Source organism: Shewanella psychromarinicola, assembly GCF_003855155.1.
Lineage (GTDB): Bacteria > Pseudomonadota > Gammaproteobacteria > Enterobacterales > Shewanellaceae > Shewanella > Shewanella psychromarinicola.
Genome location: NZ_CP034073.1, coordinates 980,416 through 999,532, shown reverse-complemented (window position 1 = coordinate 999,532; position 19,117 = coordinate 980,416). Strand labels below are relative to the sequence as shown.

Genomic DNA, 19,117 nt, shown 5'->3' with positions numbered 1-19,117 from the left:
TTAAGCTCTGTTAGCAGCTTGATTTTTAGTCTATGCTATTTTTACAAACAATTTCACAATAAAAATTTTACAGTGTGAATTATACAAAATGAGAAATGATAAAAGCTTAATGCGAAAGACCCATTTTTTGGGCACCAAGATAAGAAACTTGCGTAAGCGCAACAACTTAACCATGGAAGACTTGTCTGCTCGTTGTGTGCGTGTTGACTCAAGTAATTCGCCATCAGTGTCATATTTGTCAATGATCGAGCGCGGGAAGCGGGTACCAAGCGCGGATATGCTGGCGGTAATAGCGGTTGTTTTCCAGAAAGATGTGGGCTGGTTTCTTGATGACGTACCAGAAGATGAAGCGATTACCCCCGAAAAGGGTAGTAAAGGCGGAGTCAGTGGTATGCCACTTGAGCCAAGCTTTTTGTTTTCTAATGACATCTTACAAATTGCTATCCCTGAAATGTTGTCGCAAACCGGCACCAGTGGCCGTCAATTTGCCCATTTGCTTATTCGCGCCCACCAAGAACATCATCAAAATCATTTCCCTGATTTAGAGCGCGCCGCCGAAGAAGTCGGCTTAAAGCGTATGCCGCTGGCCACCGAAGATATTATTGATATTGCTAAAGGCATGGGCTTAAAAATTAAATGGATTGACCGTGTTCCTAAAGAAGTCATCAACGAAATGGGCATAAGTTCTAAGCAGTTGGTGACGTCATTTTTTGAACCGCCCGGTACCATTTATATCAGTAATATTCTGAAAAATAGACCCAGTAGGTTGAAGTATGATTTGGCGGTGCACATAGGTCATTGTGTGTTACACAATAAAGATGGCTTAAAGAGTGTGATGATGTCGGGTCGCCGTGATGACTTTGATGATGCGCTTATACCACAATCTAATACTCTGAATGCACAAGATATTTTGCATGCGTGGCGCGATTTTGAATCAAGCTTTTTTGCCGGCGCCTTATTGTGTCCTAAAGTGCCATATCGGCAGTTACTCGACCGTCATGGCTATGAGATTAGCGTACATAAACAATTGCAGGTATCCGCTTCTGTCGCCATGCGTCGTATGACGGTGGTGTCACCTTATCCACATTGGCATTATTTTGATGCCTATGCGCCGGGTAAGTTAAAAGCGGTTTACCGCGGTAATGGTATCCCTCTGCCTTGGGGTAACATGCGCTTGGTTGAAGACCCTTGCCAGCATTGGGCTGTGTTTAGAATGATCAACGAACCGGTAGAAGGCACCTCTGCGCAAATATCGATTTTAAATGTCGGCAATGAACCGCGGATTTATTGCTGTGAATCGATTAAGGTCGACGACTCTGCGGGTAATCCGCATGTTCTATGTGCTGGAATAGATTTAAACCCAGCCATTGAGGCGCAAGGAAAAGATGCGCAGTCGATTGCTTACGATCTTAAACAAGCTTGTGCCGCGGGCGGTGGTTCAATCATTATCCCCAAACACATCCAAAAAGATCTCAACAGTGTGGCTAAAATCCTCAATATTAACTGGATTGAGCGCGGGATAAAAAAAGATGCGCAGTTAATTTGCTCGCGTGGCGCAGTATGTCCTCGTCAGCCAAGTTGTTATGCCGCTGGGCGTAATTTATGCGAGGGAAATCAGGGGTAAATAGTCTTTTTAAAGCCGCATCAGCACAAGTTGATGCGGCGAAAAAGGCGTTATTTATTTAATCTCAACTCGGTTTTGGGGATGGGATAAATTGACCCAAAGCAGAATACTTGTCCTATTTGATAAACGTTTATTATGTTGGAATGAGGTTATTTATATCTTAATGGCCTAAATGAGCAAACAGCACCGTAACGCAAAGTCCGCGGTGATTGATTGGATCCGCTGGCGACGATGGCTAATCTTAAACAGTAGCATACCGTGTAAGGCCATTTTGACTTACGTGATAGGCTGTGGTGATGGCTTTTAATAAAGCGGAAACCGTTTGATAAACCGTCATGTTTTGACTCAATATGTTGATAGCGCCTCTCTGAAGCCAATAGAATAAGCACTCGACATAGTCCTAAAGTGTTACTTAGGTTAAGGTTATCCTCAGTCGATAATGTTATAGGTTAATGTGTTAAAAATCTGATAGTAAGATGATTTCACAGTTTGGATTGCAGTCCAAAATCTATGTGCCGTTACAAATGTTACTAAAAGCCCTACCTACAATTGATTAGTTCACATCCGCAGTTTTTTTCACCAAACATTAACAATAGTTCCCGTTTTGGAATCAATTCCAAGGATATGATAAACCGTCAATTACAAAAAGGGGTGATAACCTATGAGCAATATAGATCTATTAGGGCGCCGTAAGTTTATTGCAGGTCTAGGTATTGCTGCTGGTGCAGCGATGGTAGCACCAGCAATGGCAGTGTCTGAGAAAGCTGATGGTGTAAAATGGGACAAAGAAGTTGAGATTGTCATTATTGGTTCTGGATTTGCGGGCTTAGCTGCCGCAATCGAAGCCACTAGAAAAGGTGCAAAAGACATTCATATGTTTGAGAAGATGTCATATTTTGGCGGAAACTCAGCTATTAATGGTGGGCTTTTTGCCGCGCCTGGAACACCGATGCAAAAGACAGAAGGTGTTAAAGATTCGGTGGATAGAATGGTCAATGACCAACTAGCCTCGGGTCGTGGTGTTGCTGATGAGGGTTTATTACGTCATGTTGCATCTCATGCGGTTGAAGCGTTGCAAATGACGTTAGACGCAGGTTCTGAATTCCACCCGTACTTACAACAATTAGGCGGTCATTCGGTTGCACGTACTTACCAAACTACGGTGAGTTGTGGAGCAGGTATCACCCAGCCATTGTTTAAAGAATGTAAACGCATTGGGGTTAATACCCACAACCGTTCAAAATTTGAAGGGTTCCTCGTCGGTGCTAAAGGCGAAGTTGTTGGTGTTAAGATGCGTACCAATTACCACTTTGGTGAAGACCAACCAGGTAAAGTTCTCAATATTCGCGCCAAACGTGGTGTGATTATGGCCACTGGTGGCTTTGCGCAAAACGTAGATTTACGTATGGCGCAAGATCCAACCTTAACGGCAGACGTTGGTTGTACTAATGCACCAGGTGCAACAGGCGAGGGCATGTATGAAATGTTCCGTTTGGGTGCTATCCCTACGCATTTGGCTTATATCCAATCAGGCCCTTGGGCTTCACCTGATGAAGGTGGCTTTGGTTATGTGTCTAACTATTCTATCTTCAACTTGCCTCATTCAATGGCGGTTAGCCGTACAACCGGTAAGCGTTTCATGAATGAAATTGCGGATCGTAAAACACGTGCCGATGCTGAATTAGAAAATCGTGATGAAAAAGGCAATCCTGTACCACCGCTTTTGATCACCAGTTTTAAAGATTCTAAAGCACATCCAAATACCGAAAAAGTTATTAAATACAATGTCGGTTGGAAGTTTGATTCAGTTGAAGAGTTAGCAACACACTTTGGTGTGCCTTTAGCTGGCTTAAAAGCACAAATTGCTGAATACAACGGCTATGTTAAAACTGGCGAAGATAAGCAGTTTGGTAAAAACATGACTAAGGCGGCTGGCAAATATATTGAAGCACCCTTTACTGTCGTGCGTTTATGGCCAAAAGTACATTACTGTCAAGGTGGTGTAAAAGTAAATACTAAAGCCGAAGTGGCAGATAGCTTTACTGGTAAGTCTATTCCGGGTCTTTATGCCGCGGGTGAAGTTTGCGGTGGTATTCATGGCGTTAGCCGTTTAGGTAGTTGTTCTATCCCAGAATGTATGGTGATGGGCATGACGGCCGCTAGAAGTCTTATGAAAGTTTAACTAGACCCGTGAACAAGAGGAATCATTAATGAAAAACTTTAATATTATACTTGGGCTGGTACTACTTGGGCTAACCAGTTTATCAGTACAGTCAGCAGAGATCCGTGACTACCACAAAGACGTAATCGGTAATGACTGTAAAACTTGTCATGACAATGGCATAAAGCAGTTCCCATCTGATGAATCCTGTTTGCAGTGTCATGATGTTGATGACTTAGCAAAGCAGACGGCTAGAAGTGAAGAAGACAAGTGGCAAAACCCACATAACAATCTTCACTATGGTAAAGAAGTACCTTGCCAAGAGTGCCATGGTGAACATACACCTAAAGAACCATTATGCAGCAACTGTCATACTTTCAAGTTTGACAAGCATAAAGGATAAACTAATTTAAATTCATATTAGTTTAATAAGCCACATATTAAGTAATTAATATGTGGCTTTTATATTTTTAATGATTAATAGAATTACCCTTCTTATTTATTAGTTTATTAGTCCCGAATTCAACTCCGAAGTGCGACACTCGGCAAATTAAGCCGCTAATTGTTTAAAAACAACCGCTGACGGCTTAAACTTCAAACATTTCTTGGGCCGATGGTTAATCCTGTTCTGCGCAAACAAGATGATGTCATCGCTTACTGTCCTCAAGTCGATCCCTTTTTTTACATATTTCTTAACCGGCCATTGGCGTTCTCATTGGCGCCACGCTCCCAAGAGCTGTATGGGTGAGCGAAATAAAACTCTGCGGCTAACGCTTTGGCAATGGCTTGGTGATGAGCAAACTCGCGACCATTATCGGCTGTTATTGTGCGCACATGCTGCTTGTACGGCACGAATAATTCAATCGTGGCTTTAGTCACATCCTCAGCAGATTTTGAGGCCACTTTCTTTATCAAGTAAAAACGGATTTTCCGCTCCAGTATCGTCACTATTGAACCTGTGCCATGCTTGCCTAATACGGTATCGATTTCCCAATCACCGAAACGGTCGCGGGTATCGACAGATTCGATAGACATGCCATTTTTAATCGCTGGAGCCTTCTCTTTTTTGCCTCTGCGATAGCGTTTATACCCTTGACGTAGATGACGGTATAGCTTGCCACCTTGATGCTAATTCCTTGCCACAAACCGATAAATCCATTCATGACTGACGGCTTGGTCCATTCCAGACCACACTTGTGAAATCTGCTCTGGACCCCAGTCATGTTTTAATAGGAAACGGACAGTGCTTACCCTTGTCTCGGGTATCGTATATTTGGCTGAATGATGTCGCATATCACAGGCATTGGCTTGAGCATGGTCAGGACAATAACCCAACTGGCCATTACAACGCTTTAGTTCTCGATAGGCAGTAGCGCGATGACAATTGATGGTTTTTGCAATCAAGGCAATTGAAATGCCTCGGTCTAAAAGGACTGATATCTTCTACCCTCAGTCAACTGCTGATAACTCATAGTGATACTTTTTTTCTTTGGCGAGATAAAGCCTACCACTTTCAGCAGTTGGCTTCTTCGAACCTAGTCTATGAGTGTCGCAGTTATTATCTGAATTCGGACTCTTCTTATTTATTAACTTATTAACTAATTGGCTTATTAGATTTCTAGTTATTAGCTTATTAGATATTAGATTTTTAGATATTAGTTTCTTAGTTATTAGATTTTTAGTTATTAGTTTTTATAAATTAATGTACTGCTTCTATATTGTTATCTATTATCTATTATCTGTTTGTAATAATGTTTTTTATTACAAACCTCTTGAGTGCAAGTGTTTGGAATTAATTCCAAGTGTAATATCTTCCCGCGCTTAATAATAATGAAAGAGGGATGTTATGAAATATAATACGTTGTTAGTGATGATGCTGTTGTCTAGTTCTGCTATGGCAAGTGAGTTACCTAGTTTTTTAGACCAAAACGATATCAATAATGCTGAGTTTACCTGTTTAGGTGAAGAGTCACAGTATAATGAAGATGATCAAAAGTATGTCGATATATTATGGAATGAAACACTGCAATATTTAGAGTCTTATGCGGTAGCATTAACCAATAGTGAAAATGGTCCATGCTTAAACTCCGATGAAGCGATGTATGATTCTACCGAAGGCGGTAAGAACATGTGCATCATGGATCGAAGAGACATGAAGTTAATGGTTAAAAATATTTATCAAGTTATCAATAATCCAAATAAAGCGAAAAAGTGTTTTGGCGCCCGCGAAGATGTCAATTGGATATACAGTCCTGGTGGCGAATTAGAGCAAAACTCTCCGGTTGCGAAATGGCTTAAACGCGAATCATTTAACAGCTTTTTTGATAACAAAGTGACCAACAAAGATGTCCGTAAAATGGGTAAAGAGTTTACCAAAAACTTTGCCAAAATGGTGATGGGCGACGAAGTCAAAATGCCTTCAGCTTTTCCTACCGATATCAGTGCCAATGCATTGCCTAACTTATGGGCTGCCGCCGGTTGGTTCCCTATGTATGCACAAGAAAGCAAACGCAATGATAAAAATTTCAATAATATCCGTGGTGGCTATGCCTATGCCGAAATCTTTGGTCATTGGGGATTGTTACGCATAGATGAGATCAATAAACAAAAAGTGGGTGCCGAAGTTGGTATGACAGTTCAGTCGGTCGATACCCTATATCCATACCATAACCATGCAATATCTGAAATTTATTACAACATGCGAGTTCCTGCTTGTGCGAATGAATTTACGACCTTTGCAGTGCGTGAAGACTCTAAGCTTGTCACCACAGTGCGTGAAGACAGTAACGTTAGAACCGTACAATTTGATGCGGGTCAATTTAATGCCCAAAGTCAGTGGTTATCCAGTAGTGCAGAACACGATCCTCTTATGTACTTTCATCAAAATACTATCCATGCCTTTGAAGTTGATGGCAGCTGTGAAGCTAAACCAGAAGAGCGTGCCATTGTGTCTGTTTGGGCAAGAAGTAATGCTAATGACAAACGTAATGACTATGGCACAACACTGCTTTGTGAGTCAGCTAAAAATCCAGGCACACCAGCTCATAGTGATGAAGTTATTCAGTGTGACTTAACCAAATTAAAATGGTAATCACCATCTTAAAAAATATAAAAATTGGGAAATAACATAAAATGAAATTATTTAAGTTGTCTTTATTATCTTCATTAGTGTCACTGTGCATGGTGTCTTTTTATTCTACTGCACAAGATGTTGACGATGGAATTAATGTAACAGGTACATTAAGAGCTAATTATTCATATAAAGAATATAGCGAAACGTCTAAAGATAAAGCAGGTGATTTGACCTTTGAAATGGCATCAGTTAAATTTAACGGTAAATTAGATGATTGGGGTTTATCATCTGAATATCGATTTTATGATGGTTGGGAAGCATTACGGTATGGTTATGTTTTTTATGATTACTCACCAGAAGTGCAAGTTCAAGTTGGTATAAATCAAGTGCCATTTGGTAACCCTGGGTTTATTTCAAATAGTTTCTGGTTCGGCGTACCGTATTATTTAGGCTTTGAAGATGATTATGATACAGGTATTAAAACAGTTTATTCAAATGACGGTTGGGGGACTGAGTTTGCGTTTTATAAAAATGCTGAATACGGTGCCAGTCGCAACGAACGTTATTCAACCGATTTATATTCAGGGCAGGTAAGTGGCACTGAATATTATAACGAAGAAACCAATCAATTAAACTTACGTCAAACCTACGCGATGGAGTATGAAGGCGGTAAAACCGTGGTCGGTGCTTCGGTCGAGGTTGGACAAATTTATAATAGTAATACTGGCAATAATGGTGACAGATATGCCGTCGCCTTGCATCTTGACAGTAGTTACAATGGTTGGGCGCTGCAGTTGCAGGCGATGCAGTATGAGTATGATGCTGCAGATGCGTTAGACAGTAACAAGATTGCCGTATCAGCTTATGATTGGCAGTACGAAATTGCTTCTAAAGCGCAAGCGTATAGCATAAACATAGCTAAAACGATCGCCACCAGCTGGGGCAGTGTTAAGCTTTATAATGACTTTGGTGTAGTGACTCCAGATGTTGACAATGATGACTATGATAACAGTTACCAAAATGTCACTGGTGTTGCGCTGGCTTCAGGCCCAATTTATACCATGGTCGATTTTATTATGGGTAAAAACATGTATGCCTCAACCCAAGATAATGGTCATATTGGCTTACCTGAAATCGGTGACAGCTGGGATCACCGCATCAATATCAACTTTGGTTACTATTTTTAATCGCTAGATAACCCCAACTCGACTTAAGAGATGGGGTTAACGACAACGATTTGTGGCGAGATGATGGGGGCTAGTCGAGTTGATAGCCTTTGTGTTCAACATTGGCTTTTATTAAATTAATGAGTTGCAGCGTCGCATCTGTTTGGGTCTCTGGATTGAGGTAAAGCGACTCGTTAAACACCGGCAATGGTGGTAAGCCATGCACAACAGGATCTAAAATCTGCATTTGATCGTTAATTCTAAATTCGGCTACTGGCGCAATCACTATGTCATTCTCAACTGCCATGCATAATGCTTGTGGTGATGGCGTCGACAATAACACCTTAATAGGACGCATAGACAATTGATGATTAGCAAATACCTGTGCTCGAATTGGGCAGTTTTCTGGGTATAAGCCAACTGGAATTGTTTTGCTTTTATGGGCGTTACCGTTAGCTGCAGCAGCCCAATGAAAGCGACGTGTAAATAGCAGTTCGCCGTTTATGGGCAGTTGCCAGTGAGTGGCAACGATCACGTCAAACTCACCTTGATGAAGTCGTTTATATAAATTGCCACTCACATCGGTATCGATAACTAATTCTATATTGGTAAACTCGCGAATAAACTCTAATAAGCAACTGCTTAAATAACACTTTATAAAATCTGTGGGTACACCAAGACGGATCACTTCGCGATTTTGACAATCTTTTAACTCATCAAGTGCTTGTGAGTTAAGTAGCATCATTTTATAGGCGTAGTTAAGTAGGGTTTCACCTGACTCAGTCAAGGTGACACCTTTGTTGTCCCTTATCAGCAAAGATTGGCCGACACTCTCTTCAAGTTTCTTAACTTGTAAGCTCAGTGTTGATTGGGTTCGGCAAATTTTATCTGCTGCTTTTGACAAGTTGCCACATTCAGCAATAGCGATAAAACTTTCAAGCAATTCTATTTTTAACATGGGCTATTGGATAAGTTCATAGTGGTATCAGTATTACTCAATCTGGGGTATCGATAAAGCTTGCTATACTGTAAGTGTGAGATGATGACGGTTTATTTAACCCAAGTATGGTGGAGTCTAAAATGAGTAGCTGGGAAGAACGCGGCAACTATCTGATCGAAGTGTCACAACGCTGTTTAAAAGGCCGTAAAACCTTTGATTTGTGTCGCTCGCATTTAGTCCAAGCTAGCCAGATCTCCAAAGGCACCATTTATAATCATTTTACCTCTGAGGCCGATTTGATTGTGGCCGTAGCCAGTGCAGATTATCGTCATTGGGTAAACCAAGCCGAACAAGACACGCTGCAATATAGTGACCCCTATTTACGGTTTATTTTTCATCATTGCCAACGTTTGTACCGCATTTTATCAGAGCAATCATTCGTAATTGCCAGAGTTATCCCTAATGAGTCAATATTAATACAAGCCAGCGACTATTACCGCGAGCGTTTCGATAGAGTGCTTAATCAGTATGCACAATGGAATACACAAACCCTGACAGAAATTGGTGAAGTGGGCGGATTCAATCGTGGCGAGTTGCTTTGTGACTATTTACGCGGCGCGATGATCAACAGTGACGATGCACAAAAACATCCCAATGATGCTGAAATGTATTATCAATATAGCTATGCCATGACTCAACTTATGGGCCATTCACATAAGCGCATGCCGTCAATTAAGGTGTTCTTGCAATGGCTCGCGGATAAGCAGGCATAAAAAAACCGTGAAGGCTTATCAAGCTACTCACAGTTTTTATATTCAGTATTCAGTGCTTACCTCATTAAGTTTTAAACGCCAGAACCTCGAATTTCTAGATTTTTAAACATGTGGTAGTGACTTTTCTAGTCCATCATTTCAGTGTAACAAACTCTTCAGCACCCGTTGGATGTATCGCAACCACGGCATCAAAATCTGCTTTGGTGGCGCCCATTTTCATTGCTACGCCAAAACCTTGGAGTATTTCATCCATACCAAAGCCGATACCGTGAATACCCACAACCACTTCATTATCACCGGCACAGACTAGCTTCATTTTACAGGCTTGGCGATGCGCGGTTACTGCAGAGTACATAGAGGTGAACGTTGAGGCGTACACCTTAATCTTGTCTTGGCCATATTTTTCGGCAGCTTCTGGTTCCGTTAAGCCCATAGTACCGATTGGAGGATGACTAAATACCACGGTTGGAATTAAACTGTAATCCATTTTAGCGTCTGGCATGTTACCAAATAAACGCTCTGACAATAAACGACCCGCTTTAATCGCAACGGGAGTTAATTCAACGCCGCCCGCCATAATGTCGCCAACACAATAAATACCTTTGGCGGTGGTATTTTGTTGCTCATCAGTAATCACGTAGCCTTTTGCATCTAACTGTACATCGGTATTTTCTAAGCCGATATGGCCTGTTGACGGTGAACGGCCAATAGCCCAAATGAGGCAATCAACCGTTAAGCTTTGACCATTTTCTAACGCTAAGGTCAGGCTATCATCGGTATTTTTGGTGACCGATTTGGGTACGCTGTGAGTGTGCAGCGTTGGGCCATCAGTTGCCATTGCTTCAACTAATGCGTCAGTTAATATCGGATCGAAATTACGCAATGGGGCATGCTTACGCACTAATAAATGCGTTTCGCTGCCTAGCGCATGCAATACACCAGCAACTTCAACGGCAATATAACCTGCGCCAATAACGGCAACGCGTTTAGGTTGCTCGCGTAAGGCGAAGAAACCGTCGGAGTCTATACCGTATTCGGCGCCCGGAATATCAGGAATGGTGGGTGCTCCGCCAGTGGCAACCACAATATGGTCGGCGGTGTAGTGCTCGCCATCGACTTCAATGGTGTTGTTATTGATAAAGCGGCCATAGCCATTTAAGAAGGTCACTTTATTGCTCGCAAATCCACGGCCATAAGCGTCATGAATACGGCTAATGTACGCTTCACGATTATCAACTAAAGTGCTCCAGTCGAATTTATTGATAGTGACATCAAAGCCATAGTCTTTGGCGTATAGGTTCAGCGCTTCTGCGACATGAGCGCCATACCACATGACTTTTTTGGGAACACAACCCACATTCACGCAGGTGCCGCCAACTTGTTTTGCTTCAATAATGAGTACTTTTGCGCCACGCATTCCGGCACGGTTTGCTGAGGCGATGCCGCCACTGCCTGCGCCAAGCGCGATATAGTCAAAATGTTGAGCCATGATGATCTCCACTACGGTTAATGCATCCATTGTAGGGGGGATTGTGTTTGCAATCTAGTCGTTAAACCAATGCATTGTTAGCGTTTATATTGGCATTCACCACGGTCAACGTTATTAGGGCCGCTGGTTGCACACTTAAGGCAGGTCCATTCGCTTTCCCTAATATCAATTTCATCTTGATAATGACTAAATTGACTGTTTTGGGTTTGACGTTGTTTTTTCTGTAGGTGTTTTATGCGGTTATTGAGCCAGCGACAACTTGGATCATTAGCGATTGTTGTACTGTTTACCCCAGAACTGGCCGTTATTGATGAGCGCGTGTTGGTTTGTGTATTAGTTGGTTTTTTCTGACTCGGTTTAAGGTAAATATCGTCGGCTCGATATTCTAATGCTGAGCGTTGTTCTGTGGGGATAATAATCACATTACCTTGATGATCGGTCGCGTATTGCGACGGGAGCGAGTTGGCATTGTCATTGGTTAATGGGGGGCGTTTATCGGGCTCTTTGATAATCAGTTTGGTGAGCTCGCTGGCAAGTAATGGCCTAGATAATAGCATCATCAGAACAGCGAATAAGCTACATAGGATATAAGTAAGTCGAGTTAACATAAGCTTCCTTGCTTGAGTAAAAGAGATTTCCAGTTGCCTCCTTAGTCTAGTCTTGGAATGCTAAAATGCCAGTTCATATATTCTAAAAACGTAGGTTGAAATGTACCCCTGCATAGGTTTGATTTAAGCTGCCTTGAATCTCGTCGACCTGGGCTTGTTGCTTAATGTCTTCTTGGGCAATGCTGTGGCTAATGTGTGCCGACAGTGCCATTGAATCATTGAGTTGATGTTCGGCTTCTAGGCCAAATTGGAAATGGTTAGCCCCCTTGTGTTGCTCGCTGCTGTATTGAAAATCAAATCCTTGCACTATGTACGGTGTCAAAGTGAGGTATTGATTAATTTCCCATGGGCTATGTATGCTCAGTTCAACAAAATAACCGCCGGCTTCGGTTGCATAGGTATAGTTGATGGCTGGCACCAACCAGGTTAGGCCATTAATGGTTAACGCACCGAAAAACTCATTATCAGAACAAGGCTCATCGCCATAAAATGCTAAGTGCTGGTAGCCGACTGTTGCATCAATATCATTGGCTAGATGCAAGGTATATTCTAGCCCTAGGTTCCATTCCACATAATCGACTTGGTCTGCTCGGCCTACTATAGCATAAACGGCAAGGTCATTTTGTTCAACATTGACAACTGCCCATGCAATACCGCCTTGGTCCAAATTGTTACGACCTTCAGTGATGTAGTGATTGTCCCAAGCAACATCAAGCCCGACAGTCGGTTGATATTGAACTATTGCGAATGCTGACGTGGATGTCAGTAAGCACATCATGGCAGCCATTGGCAGTAAAACGACGCGCCCAATATGGTTGCGGTTTAACAGGCAAAAAGTAAAGGTCATGTTTATTGCGTTCATGTTAATTAATGGCAAGGTTTGTCGATAAAGCGAATGGTAGCCCATTCAAGTAAAAATGAAATGATAATCAGTCTCGTTTGGGATCTAGCTGTCAATATTTGTTTTGTAAGCGCCGTGTCTCGTTAATTTGGGACCCGAATCACTTTACGGCTAACGCAAATTAGCTAGGAGAGTGGCGCTGTGTGTTTCGATGCTTATATACCAAGCCACTTCAACATGCGCGTTTGGGCGATCCCGAAGGACAAGGCGAGAAGCAACATGTTTGTGGGTTATAAAACAGAAAATAGTATAACGACCTTGAACTCTGTCACTTCTCGACATGTTGGATCCTGCATGTCGAGGTGGCCTAGGGATAAGCAAATTCAAGCAGGTTTTGGATGGTTTGTGGTCGCTGATTGGGAGATGTTTGTGGTGAAAAATATGATTAGGCTTGATTTAATCAGCATCAAACTTGAAAAATGAATAAATAAGCCCAATATAATTGGGATACTTACGAGCTAAATACTCACGCGAAATATCTCGAGGAATCTTTATGAGCAATCCATTGCTAAGTAGCGCAGAATTACCAGAATTTTCAAAAATCAAACCTGAACACATTCAGCCTGCGGTTGAGCAAGGCATTGCCAAATGTCGTGAGACCATTGAAGTACTATTAGCAAAAAATAGCCAATACACTTGGGATAATCTGATTGAGCCTCTTGAAGAAGTCGATGATGAATTAAGTAAAGTTTGGTCGCCGGTGTCACACATGAACTCGGTGATCAGTAGTGATGAATTACGCGATGCTCACGATGCTTGTTTACCGCTTTTGTCTGATTATGGCACTTATGTGGGTCAGCATCAGGGCTTGTACGAGGCGTATAAATCGATCCATGAATCGGCAGATTTTGCCCAGTTAACTCAAGCGCAAAAAATGCTGATCGAACAAAGCTTACTTGACTTTGAATTATCAGGTATTGGCTTAGATGACAGCCAAAAAGCACGCTATGGCGAAATTGTTAAACGCTTATCGGAACTCACAAGCAACTTTTCTAACCAACTGCTAGACGCAACAGAAGCGTGGACTAAGCTTATCACCGACGAAGCGGACTTAGCGGGTTTACCTGAGTCAGCCATCGCCGCCGCCAAAGCAATGGCCGACGCCAAAGAGCAGAAGGGCTGGTTATTTACCCTCGATTTTCCGTCTTACTTGCCTGTAATGACCTACAGCGAAAACCGTGAGTTACGCGAAGAGTGTTATCGTGCATTTGTCACTCGCGCGTCTGATCAAGGCCCAAATGCCGGTGAGTTTGATAACACCAATAACATGAATGAAATTGTGGCACTGCGTCACGAGTTAGCTAATTTACTCGGTTTTGCCAGCTACGCAGATAAATCGTTAGCCACCAAAATGGCAGAAAACCCAGCGCAAGTATTAGGCTTTTTAAACGAGTTAGGTGAGCGTTCTAAAGACCAAGCGGCAACTGAATTAGCCGAACTGCGTGCCTTTGCTAAAGAGCATTACCAGGTGACCGAAATGGCGTCATGGGACTTAAGCTTTTACGCTGAAAAACTGCAGCAGTACAAATATGAAGTGTCGCAAGAGATATTGCGTCCGTACTTTCCTGAAGACAAAGTCTTGTCAGGCTTATTTTACACGGTAAACCGCTTATTTGGCTTATCCATCAGTGAACAAAAAGGCGTAGATACTTGGCATAAAGATGTGCGTTTCTTTGATATTTTTGACGATCAAAAAACACATCGTGGTAGCTTTTATTTAGATTTATATGCTCGCAGCGGTAAGCGTGGCGGTGCATGGATGGACGATTGTCGTGGTCGCCGTGTGACGAGCACTGGTCTGCAAAAGCCAGTGGCGTATTTAACCTGTAACTTTAACGGCCCTGTTGATGGCAAACCAGCACTCTTTACCCATGACGAAGTCACCACCTTGTTCCATGAGTTTGGCCATGGCATTCACCACATGCTAACCAAAGTCGATGTGGGCGGCGTGTCGGGTATTAATGGTGTGCCTTGGGATGCAGTAGAGCTACCAAGTCAATTTATGGAAAACTGGTGCTGGCAAGAAGAAGCGTTAGCGGAAATATCTGGCCACTATGAAACAGGCGAGCCATTACCTAAAGTGCTACTTGATAAAATGTTAGCCGCCAAAAACTTCCATTCAGGCATGATGATGGTGCGTCAGCTTGAGCTTTCATTGTTCGATTTTAGAATGCACCATGAATTTGACCCAGCTAAAGGCGTCGACATTCAAGGTATTTTAGATGAAGTACGTAGCCAAATTGCGGTATTAACCCCGCCAAGCTTTAATCGTTTTCAACATGGTTTTGCGCATATTTTTGCCGGTGGTTATGCCGCAGGTTATTACAGCTATAAATGGGCAGAAGTGTTATCGGCCGATGCGTTCTCGCGTTTTGAAGTCGAGGGTATTTTCAACTCCGAAACGGGTAAGAGCTTCTTAAACAATATTCTTGAAATGGGCGGCAGCGAAGAGCCTATGGAGTTGTTTAAACGCTTTATGGGCCGTGAACCCAATACCGATGCGTTATTGCGCCACAGCGGTATTGCGGTGTAAACCTGCGAATAAACATCGTTAAAACGTTAAAAGCATAAACCTCGGTTTATGCTTTTTTTTACTTATTTTTAAGACTTATATACTCAAATAATGTAGAGCGATATTCGTTGCCTGTTAAGCCTTATTTGTCATTTGTTATGCCTGTCGCTCTTGAAGGACTTCTTTAAACGCAAACATACCATTTAACGCCGCCGGGAAGCCTGCATAAACTGACATTTGTAACAGTACTTCTTTTACTTCATCTTCGCTGCATCCAACATTCAAAGCCGCATTCAAATGAACCTTGAGCTGAGGCCTACAATTACCCAAGGCGGTTAGCGCGGCAACGGTGGCTATTTCTCGTGACTTTACATCTAATGCTTGTCGGCTATAGATATCGCCAAATGGATATTCAATAGTAAAGCGGGCTAAGTCAGGACAAATATCTTGCAGGCTTTCGATTACATTGTGACCCGCTTCGCCGTCAATTTTTGACAACTGCTCCAAGCCTAAAGTGAATCTTGAGTTTGGCATTGATGTACTCCTATCGATAAGTAGAAGTCACACCTTACAAGTTAGAGTTAACTCTAAGTCAACTGACTTTATTGGCTTTATACAAACTAATTTTGCTTTCTAGCGCCAGTAAATGATTTTTCTGTCGTTCAATGTGAGCTTGCAACTGGTCTTTGTGACGCTCAAGTAGTTGTTGGCGGTCTAACACTGTACTTGAACCTAACTCTCGTAATAGGGCGTATTGTTGGATTTCGGCTAAAGGCATACCGGTATCTTTGAGGCGTTTGACAAAATTAACCCATTCCAAGTCTTTGCTTGTATAGGCTCGATGGCCACTGCTATTGCGCTGAATATTGTTGAGTAAACCGACTTTCTCATAATAACGCAGTGTATAAGCTGATAATCCGACTAACGTCGAGAACGCTTTCATGTTCATAATGGCCCCTTGCGTCACTAATTATCTATCTGTTAAAAAGCTTTTATTATAGCGATTTGCTGACTTTACTCTTATGTGCTGCTGATGTGAAACAAGGCTATCTGATAGAGACTTTTGAATATTATCAACGAAATTATGTCACTCATTTTTAATCAACCATATAGGCACTTTCGTCATTTAATACGATAGCCTTTAATGGTGATTCAAACAAATGATTTGGCTGTGCCCAATAGATATTAATAGTCAAAAAGTATCGTTTATCGATAATTTATTGCTGGTAAAGGGTTTGTGTGTTAACTTTGCTTTAACATTAACCAGCTTAGAATAATCATGGATAGAATTGTCTCGTTAAGTAAATGGATTAAATTGCTGATTGTATTTTTAGCTTTATTACAAGTCACTAGTTATAGCGGCACTATGGTGTTCGGAAAATTCCAAGCGGGCGAGTATGTGTTAACGATTGACTGGTGGGGTTGGTTTAGTAGTTATCTAGCGGTCGACTTTGGTACACCTTGGCAAGCACTCGCTCAAAGCCTTTATGATGCGGGATTTCATCCGGGGATCATTCTGGGCAGTGTTGAAATTCTACCTTACCTGTTTATTTACTATTTTCTCTACCAACTTTTTGGGCTGTATCAGCAAGGTCATGTGTTTACCCCAAGTAACTTCCGCTGCTTGAGCCGTATTGCCTTGGTATTTTTAGTCTGGATTTTACTCAGCCTTTTTTACCCGATGATCATCGCATTTACATTGCACTTTAGCGGTACATCAAGTGCGGTACCTGTTTATTTTAGCCTTGGCAGCCAAGAGTTAAAGTATGCACTTTTCGGAATGATTTTTTACTGTGTGGCATGGGTAATGAAGCATGCAACTGAGCTTCAAGAAGAGGTGGAGTTGACAATTTAATGGCCATAATTATTGAGCTGGATGTGATGTTGGCAAGGCGAAAAATGAAGTCCACTGAATTGGCAGAATTGATAGGTATAACCCCTCAAAATTTGTCAGTGCTTAGAAGTGGCCGCGCAAAAGCCATTCGATTTTCGACTCTAGACGCTATTTGTCGGCATTTACAATGCTCGCCAGGTGACATTTTAGTCCACAAGGACGATGAATAAATTAAGGAAGATGACATGCAAGGTTTGCTAAAAAAAATCACTACAGGTGCAATGATAGGCACCACAATACTAATGACTTCAGCCTGTACTATGCGCCTAAGTGAAAGCACCTTTATTGCCAGCGATGAAGTCCCCGCAGCCTTTACCGCTGAGTTTACTCAACAATTACAGCAGGCGATGCCTAATCATTTGATTACCCAACTCAGCTTAGAGGCAAGTGATCACGTTAAGTTAAATGGTTTTTATATCGATAACCCCAATAGCCTTACAACCTTGGTCTTTTATCAAGGCAACGGTATGAAAATCGAACCACATGGCCTGTCGGTACTTAGCACATTATCAACGCTCAATACCGACATTTTAGTGATGGATCGCCGTGGATTAGGGGCAAGTGAAGGCCAACCAAGCATTAACAATATTATTGCAGATGCACAGCAACAACTGGATTATTTACATCAGCAATATCAGCCTGAAAAAGTGATATTGCACGGTTACTCACTAGGCAGTTTTATTGCCGCTGATTTAGCAAAAAATAATAAAATAGATGCGCTGGTTTTACACGGTTCAGCAACTAATGCCGACGACTGGGTTGATGAAAAAACACCTTGGTATATGGCACCGTTTATGAGTTTGGAAATGCCTGATGATTTTCGTAAAACAGATAATAAGCAAGTGGTAGCGCAATATTATCAAGGGCCATTATTGGTGATTGCGGCAGAAGATGATGAAGAAGTCCCGCCTGAACTGTCTGAAAAACTGTTTGTAGCTAGTCAGTCAGCCAATAAGCAGTTAATTATGGTGCCCAACGTTGGCCATCAAGGCATGTTAGACGATGCCAATACCATGAGTCAGTATCAGACGTTTATTACTGCATTGTGATTTAGTTTGTATCCAAGTTAATTTCACATGGATGTTAAAAGTGCAGCTACTGACCCCAAGGTGGTTGCCACAACTCGACTTTGTTCCCTTCTGGATCGATTACCCACGCGAATTTGCCGTATTCAGATTCATCTATTTTATCGAGGACATTACAGCCTTCTGCTTTGAGGGCTGCGACGACAGCGTGAAGGTCTTCAACGCGGTAGTTGATCATAAATGGGGCTTGGCTTGGGGCAAATTGGTAGCTTTTCTCTGAACTCACGGCCCAGATAGTGGTTCCACCTACGGGCTTGTCATTTGAGTCGGTCCAAGAAAAAGCAGTGCCGCCCCATTCTTGAACGTCAATGCCGAGATGACGCTTGTACCAAGCCTGCAATGCAGGTGCATCTTTTGCTTTAAAAAATATGCCGCCGATACCTGTGACTCGTTTCATGTGAACCCCCATATATCATGTTTAAAGTTGAAAACTGTCTTTGTATACCTAGTGATGGATTTATCATTCTTTAGGTCGTTATACAGGATGATTAAACTAGGGCATCTGTTAATCTTTCTAGCTAGTGAGATATCGTTTTTTTTACTTTCGCTATGATTTCGGCATGCTCTGGCTTAATGGGCATAACTTTTACAGGGCTAACATTACTACCGCCAGTATTCCCCATTGGTACGCCTTTTATTGCAGTTAATAAAGCCGCCCCAATGATCCGAATAATTTGGCCGATGGCTTCGTTAATATCACGCTGTTTTATCGCCCAACGCAGCATTAAATAATGCACTTTTATATGCCAATAGGTTGATTCTTGCCCAAGCACGTGGGCATTCTCAAGGTAAACAAATGAATCTGCAACATCGCCTAAACGGTCGGATTGATCTGCTTTAGATAACTGCTCTTGCACGTAAGGGGTGATATTTTTGGTAAAATTATTCATT

At 42.1% G+C, this 19,117-nt stretch carries 18 protein-coding genes and 1 pseudogene; 10 read left to right on the top strand and 9 right to left on the bottom strand.

The window, feature by feature from the left end; genetic code table 11:
* Nucleotides 1-88 precede the first annotated feature (88 nt).
* The 3 genes from EGC80_RS04210 (at nucleotide 89) to EGC80_RS04200 (ending at nucleotide 4,188) form a co-directional block, all read left to right on the top strand.
* Nucleotides 89-1,624: a DUF3612 domain-containing protein gene (locus tag EGC80_RS04210; RefSeq protein WP_101033320.1), complete on the top strand. Its 1,536-nt coding sequence runs from the start codon at nucleotides 89-91 to the stop codon at nucleotides 1,622-1,624.
* 661 nt (nucleotides 1,625-2,285) lie between these two features.
* Complete coding sequence (locus tag EGC80_RS04205; protein ID WP_124012831.1) at nucleotides 2,286-3,806, top strand: flavocytochrome c; 1,521 nt, start codon at nucleotides 2,286-2,288, stop codon at nucleotides 3,804-3,806.
* A gap of 28 nt (nucleotides 3,807-3,834) precedes the next feature.
* Entirely contained in the window at nucleotides 3,835-4,188 is a 354-nt protein-coding gene (locus EGC80_RS04200) for a cytochrome c3 family protein (protein WP_124012830.1), read from the top strand.
* Between the two features lie 147 nt (nucleotides 4,189-4,335).
* Here the strand turns inward: EGC80_RS04200 and EGC80_RS04195 are convergent.
* Nucleotides 4,336-5,257 (bottom strand): annotated as a pseudogene (locus tag EGC80_RS04195) (IS30 family transposase).
* Between the two features lie 374 nt (nucleotides 5,258-5,631).
* On the opposite strand from EGC80_RS04195, the gene EGC80_RS04190 reads away from it, so the two are divergent.
* Both EGC80_RS04190 and EGC80_RS04185 read left to right on the top strand, forming a co-directional pair.
* Nucleotides 5,632-6,876 carry a cupin domain-containing protein gene (locus EGC80_RS04190; RefSeq protein WP_124012829.1) on the top strand — a complete coding sequence of 415 codons (1,245 nt, stop codon included), beginning with the start codon at nucleotides 5,632-5,634 and terminating at the stop codon, nucleotides 6,874-6,876.
* A gap of 41 nt (nucleotides 6,877-6,917) precedes the next feature.
* Nucleotides 6,918-8,045 carry a hypothetical protein gene (locus tag EGC80_RS04185; RefSeq protein WP_124012828.1) on the top strand — a complete coding sequence of 376 codons (1,128 nt, stop codon included), beginning with the start codon at nucleotides 6,918-6,920 and terminating at the stop codon, nucleotides 8,043-8,045.
* A gap of 70 nt (nucleotides 8,046-8,115) precedes the next feature.
* Here EGC80_RS04185 and EGC80_RS04180 read toward each other — a convergent pair whose 3' ends face one another.
* Nucleotides 8,116-8,982, bottom strand: coding sequence for a LysR family transcriptional regulator (locus EGC80_RS04180; protein WP_124012827.1), 867 nt, complete (start codon nucleotides 8,980-8,982; stop codon nucleotides 8,116-8,118).
* A gap of 122 nt (nucleotides 8,983-9,104) precedes the next feature.
* Here EGC80_RS04180 and EGC80_RS04175 point away from each other — a divergent pair, with 122 nt between their 5' ends.
* Entirely contained in the window at nucleotides 9,105-9,737 is a 633-nt protein-coding gene (locus EGC80_RS04175; protein WP_124012826.1) for a TetR/AcrR family transcriptional regulator, read from the top strand.
* A gap of 133 nt (nucleotides 9,738-9,870) precedes the next feature.
* Here the strand turns inward: EGC80_RS04175 and gorA are convergent, their stop codons facing one another.
* From gorA to EGC80_RS04160, 3 genes are all read right to left on the bottom strand, one after another.
* On the bottom strand, nucleotides 9,871-11,226 hold the full coding sequence (gorA, locus tag EGC80_RS04170) for a glutathione-disulfide reductase (RefSeq protein WP_101033313.1): 1,356 nt from the start codon (nucleotides 11,224-11,226) through the stop codon (nucleotides 9,871-9,873).
* A 77-nt stretch (nucleotides 11,227-11,303) separates the two neighbouring features.
* Entirely contained in the window at nucleotides 11,304-11,834 is a 531-nt protein-coding gene (locus EGC80_RS04165; protein WP_124012825.1) for a hypothetical protein, read from the bottom strand.
* 82 nt (nucleotides 11,835-11,916) lie between these two features.
* Complete coding sequence (locus EGC80_RS04160; RefSeq protein WP_233768593.1) at nucleotides 11,917-12,681, bottom strand: hypothetical protein; 765 nt, start codon at nucleotides 12,679-12,681, stop codon at nucleotides 11,917-11,919.
* A gap of 547 nt (nucleotides 12,682-13,228) precedes the next feature.
* On the opposite strand from EGC80_RS04160, the gene prlC reads away from it, so the two are divergent.
* Nucleotides 13,229-15,268 carry an oligopeptidase A gene (prlC, locus tag EGC80_RS04155; RefSeq protein ID WP_101033311.1) on the top strand — a complete coding sequence of 680 codons (2,040 nt, stop codon included), beginning with the start codon at nucleotides 13,229-13,231 and terminating at the stop codon, nucleotides 15,266-15,268.
* A 135-nt stretch (nucleotides 15,269-15,403) separates the two neighbouring features.
* On the opposite strand, the gene EGC80_RS04150 is transcribed toward prlC, so the two are convergent.
* The gene (locus tag EGC80_RS04150) at nucleotides 15,404-15,781 is read right to left on the bottom strand and encodes a carboxymuconolactone decarboxylase family protein (RefSeq protein WP_101033310.1); all 378 of its coding nucleotides are present in this window, start codon (nucleotides 15,779-15,781) and stop codon (nucleotides 15,404-15,406) included.
* A 58-nt stretch (nucleotides 15,782-15,839) separates the two neighbouring features.
* Nucleotides 15,840-16,196 (bottom strand): MerR family transcriptional regulator, encoded by a 357-nt coding sequence (locus EGC80_RS04145; protein WP_101033309.1) that lies wholly within the window; start codon nucleotides 16,194-16,196, stop codon nucleotides 15,840-15,842.
* Nucleotides 16,197-16,526: 330 nt separating this feature from the next.
* Between EGC80_RS04145 and EGC80_RS04140 the strand changes: the two genes are divergently transcribed.
* From EGC80_RS04140 to EGC80_RS04130, 3 genes are read left to right on the top strand one after another with little or no spacing between them, the layout of a single operon-like run.
* On the top strand, nucleotides 16,527-17,102 hold the full coding sequence (locus EGC80_RS04140) for a DUF2975 domain-containing protein (RefSeq protein WP_232772104.1): 576 nt from the start codon (nucleotides 16,527-16,529) through the stop codon (nucleotides 17,100-17,102).
* Complete coding sequence (locus EGC80_RS04135) at nucleotides 17,102-17,311, top strand: helix-turn-helix domain-containing protein (protein WP_101033307.1); 210 nt, start codon at nucleotides 17,102-17,104, stop codon at nucleotides 17,309-17,311. Before EGC80_RS04140 ends, EGC80_RS04135 begins: the two co-directional genes overlap by 1 nt.
* A gap of 15 nt (nucleotides 17,312-17,326) precedes the next feature.
* A complete protein-coding gene (locus EGC80_RS04130; RefSeq protein ID WP_124012824.1) occupies nucleotides 17,327-18,190 on the top strand; it encodes an alpha/beta hydrolase in 864 nt (287 codons plus the stop codon).
* A 46-nt stretch (nucleotides 18,191-18,236) separates the two neighbouring features.
* On the opposite strand, the gene EGC80_RS04125 is transcribed toward EGC80_RS04130, so the two are convergent.
* Together EGC80_RS04125 and EGC80_RS04120 are read right to left on the bottom strand one after the other, a co-directional pair.
* On the bottom strand, nucleotides 18,237-18,623 hold the full coding sequence (locus tag EGC80_RS04125) for a VOC family protein (protein WP_124012823.1): 387 nt from the start codon (nucleotides 18,621-18,623) through the stop codon (nucleotides 18,237-18,239).
* Between the two features lie 121 nt (nucleotides 18,624-18,744).
* A complete protein-coding gene (locus tag EGC80_RS04120; protein ID WP_124012822.1) occupies nucleotides 18,745-19,116 on the bottom strand; it encodes a DUF3703 domain-containing protein in 372 nt (123 codons plus the stop codon).
* Nucleotide 19,117 lies beyond the last annotated feature (1 nt).

Coding starts and splice junctions, on each gene's coding strand:
- EGC80_RS04210 (WP_101033320.1), top strand. CDS start 89: ATGAGAAATGATAAAAGCTTAATGCGAAAGACCCATTTTTTGGGCACC.
- EGC80_RS04205 (WP_124012831.1), top strand. CDS start 2,286: ATGAGCAATATAGATCTATTAGGGCGCCGTAAGTTTATTGCAGGTCTA.
- EGC80_RS04200 (WP_124012830.1), top strand. CDS start 3,835: ATGAAAAACTTTAATATTATACTTGGGCTGGTACTACTTGGGCTAACC.
- EGC80_RS04190 (WP_124012829.1), top strand. CDS start 5,632: ATGAAATATAATACGTTGTTAGTGATGATGCTGTTGTCTAGTTCTGCT.
- EGC80_RS04185 (WP_124012828.1), top strand. CDS start 6,918: ATGAAATTATTTAAGTTGTCTTTATTATCTTCATTAGTGTCACTGTGC.
- EGC80_RS04180 (WP_124012827.1), bottom strand. CDS start 8,982: ATGTTAAAAATAGAATTGCTTGAAAGTTTTATCGCTATTGCTGAATGT.
- EGC80_RS04175 (WP_124012826.1), top strand. CDS start 9,105: ATGAGTAGCTGGGAAGAACGCGGCAACTATCTGATCGAAGTGTCACAA.
- gorA (WP_101033313.1), bottom strand. CDS start 11,226: ATGGCTCAACATTTTGACTATATCGCGCTTGGCGCAGGCAGTGGCGGC.
- EGC80_RS04165 (WP_124012825.1), bottom strand. CDS start 11,834: ATGTTAACTCGACTTACTTATATCCTATGTAGCTTATTCGCTGTTCTG.
- EGC80_RS04160 (WP_233768593.1), bottom strand. CDS start 12,681: ATGACCTTTACTTTTTGCCTGTTAAACCGCAACCATATTGGGCGCGTC.
- prlC (WP_101033311.1), top strand. CDS start 13,229: ATGAGCAATCCATTGCTAAGTAGCGCAGAATTACCAGAATTTTCAAAA.
- EGC80_RS04150 (WP_101033310.1), bottom strand. CDS start 15,781: ATGCCAAACTCAAGATTCACTTTAGGCTTGGAGCAGTTGTCAAAAATT.
- EGC80_RS04145 (WP_101033309.1), bottom strand. CDS start 16,196: ATGAACATGAAAGCGTTCTCGACGTTAGTCGGATTATCAGCTTATACA.
- EGC80_RS04140 (WP_232772104.1), top strand. CDS start 16,527: ATGGATAGAATTGTCTCGTTAAGTAAATGGATTAAATTGCTGATTGTA.
- EGC80_RS04135 (WP_101033307.1), top strand. CDS start 17,102: ATGGCCATAATTATTGAGCTGGATGTGATGTTGGCAAGGCGAAAAATG.
- EGC80_RS04130 (WP_124012824.1), top strand. CDS start 17,327: ATGCAAGGTTTGCTAAAAAAAATCACTACAGGTGCAATGATAGGCACC.
- EGC80_RS04125 (WP_124012823.1), bottom strand. CDS start 18,623: ATGAAACGAGTCACAGGTATCGGCGGCATATTTTTTAAAGCAAAAGAT.
- EGC80_RS04120 (WP_124012822.1), bottom strand. CDS start 19,116: ATGAATAATTTTACCAAAAATATCACCCCTTACGTGCAAGAGCAGTTA.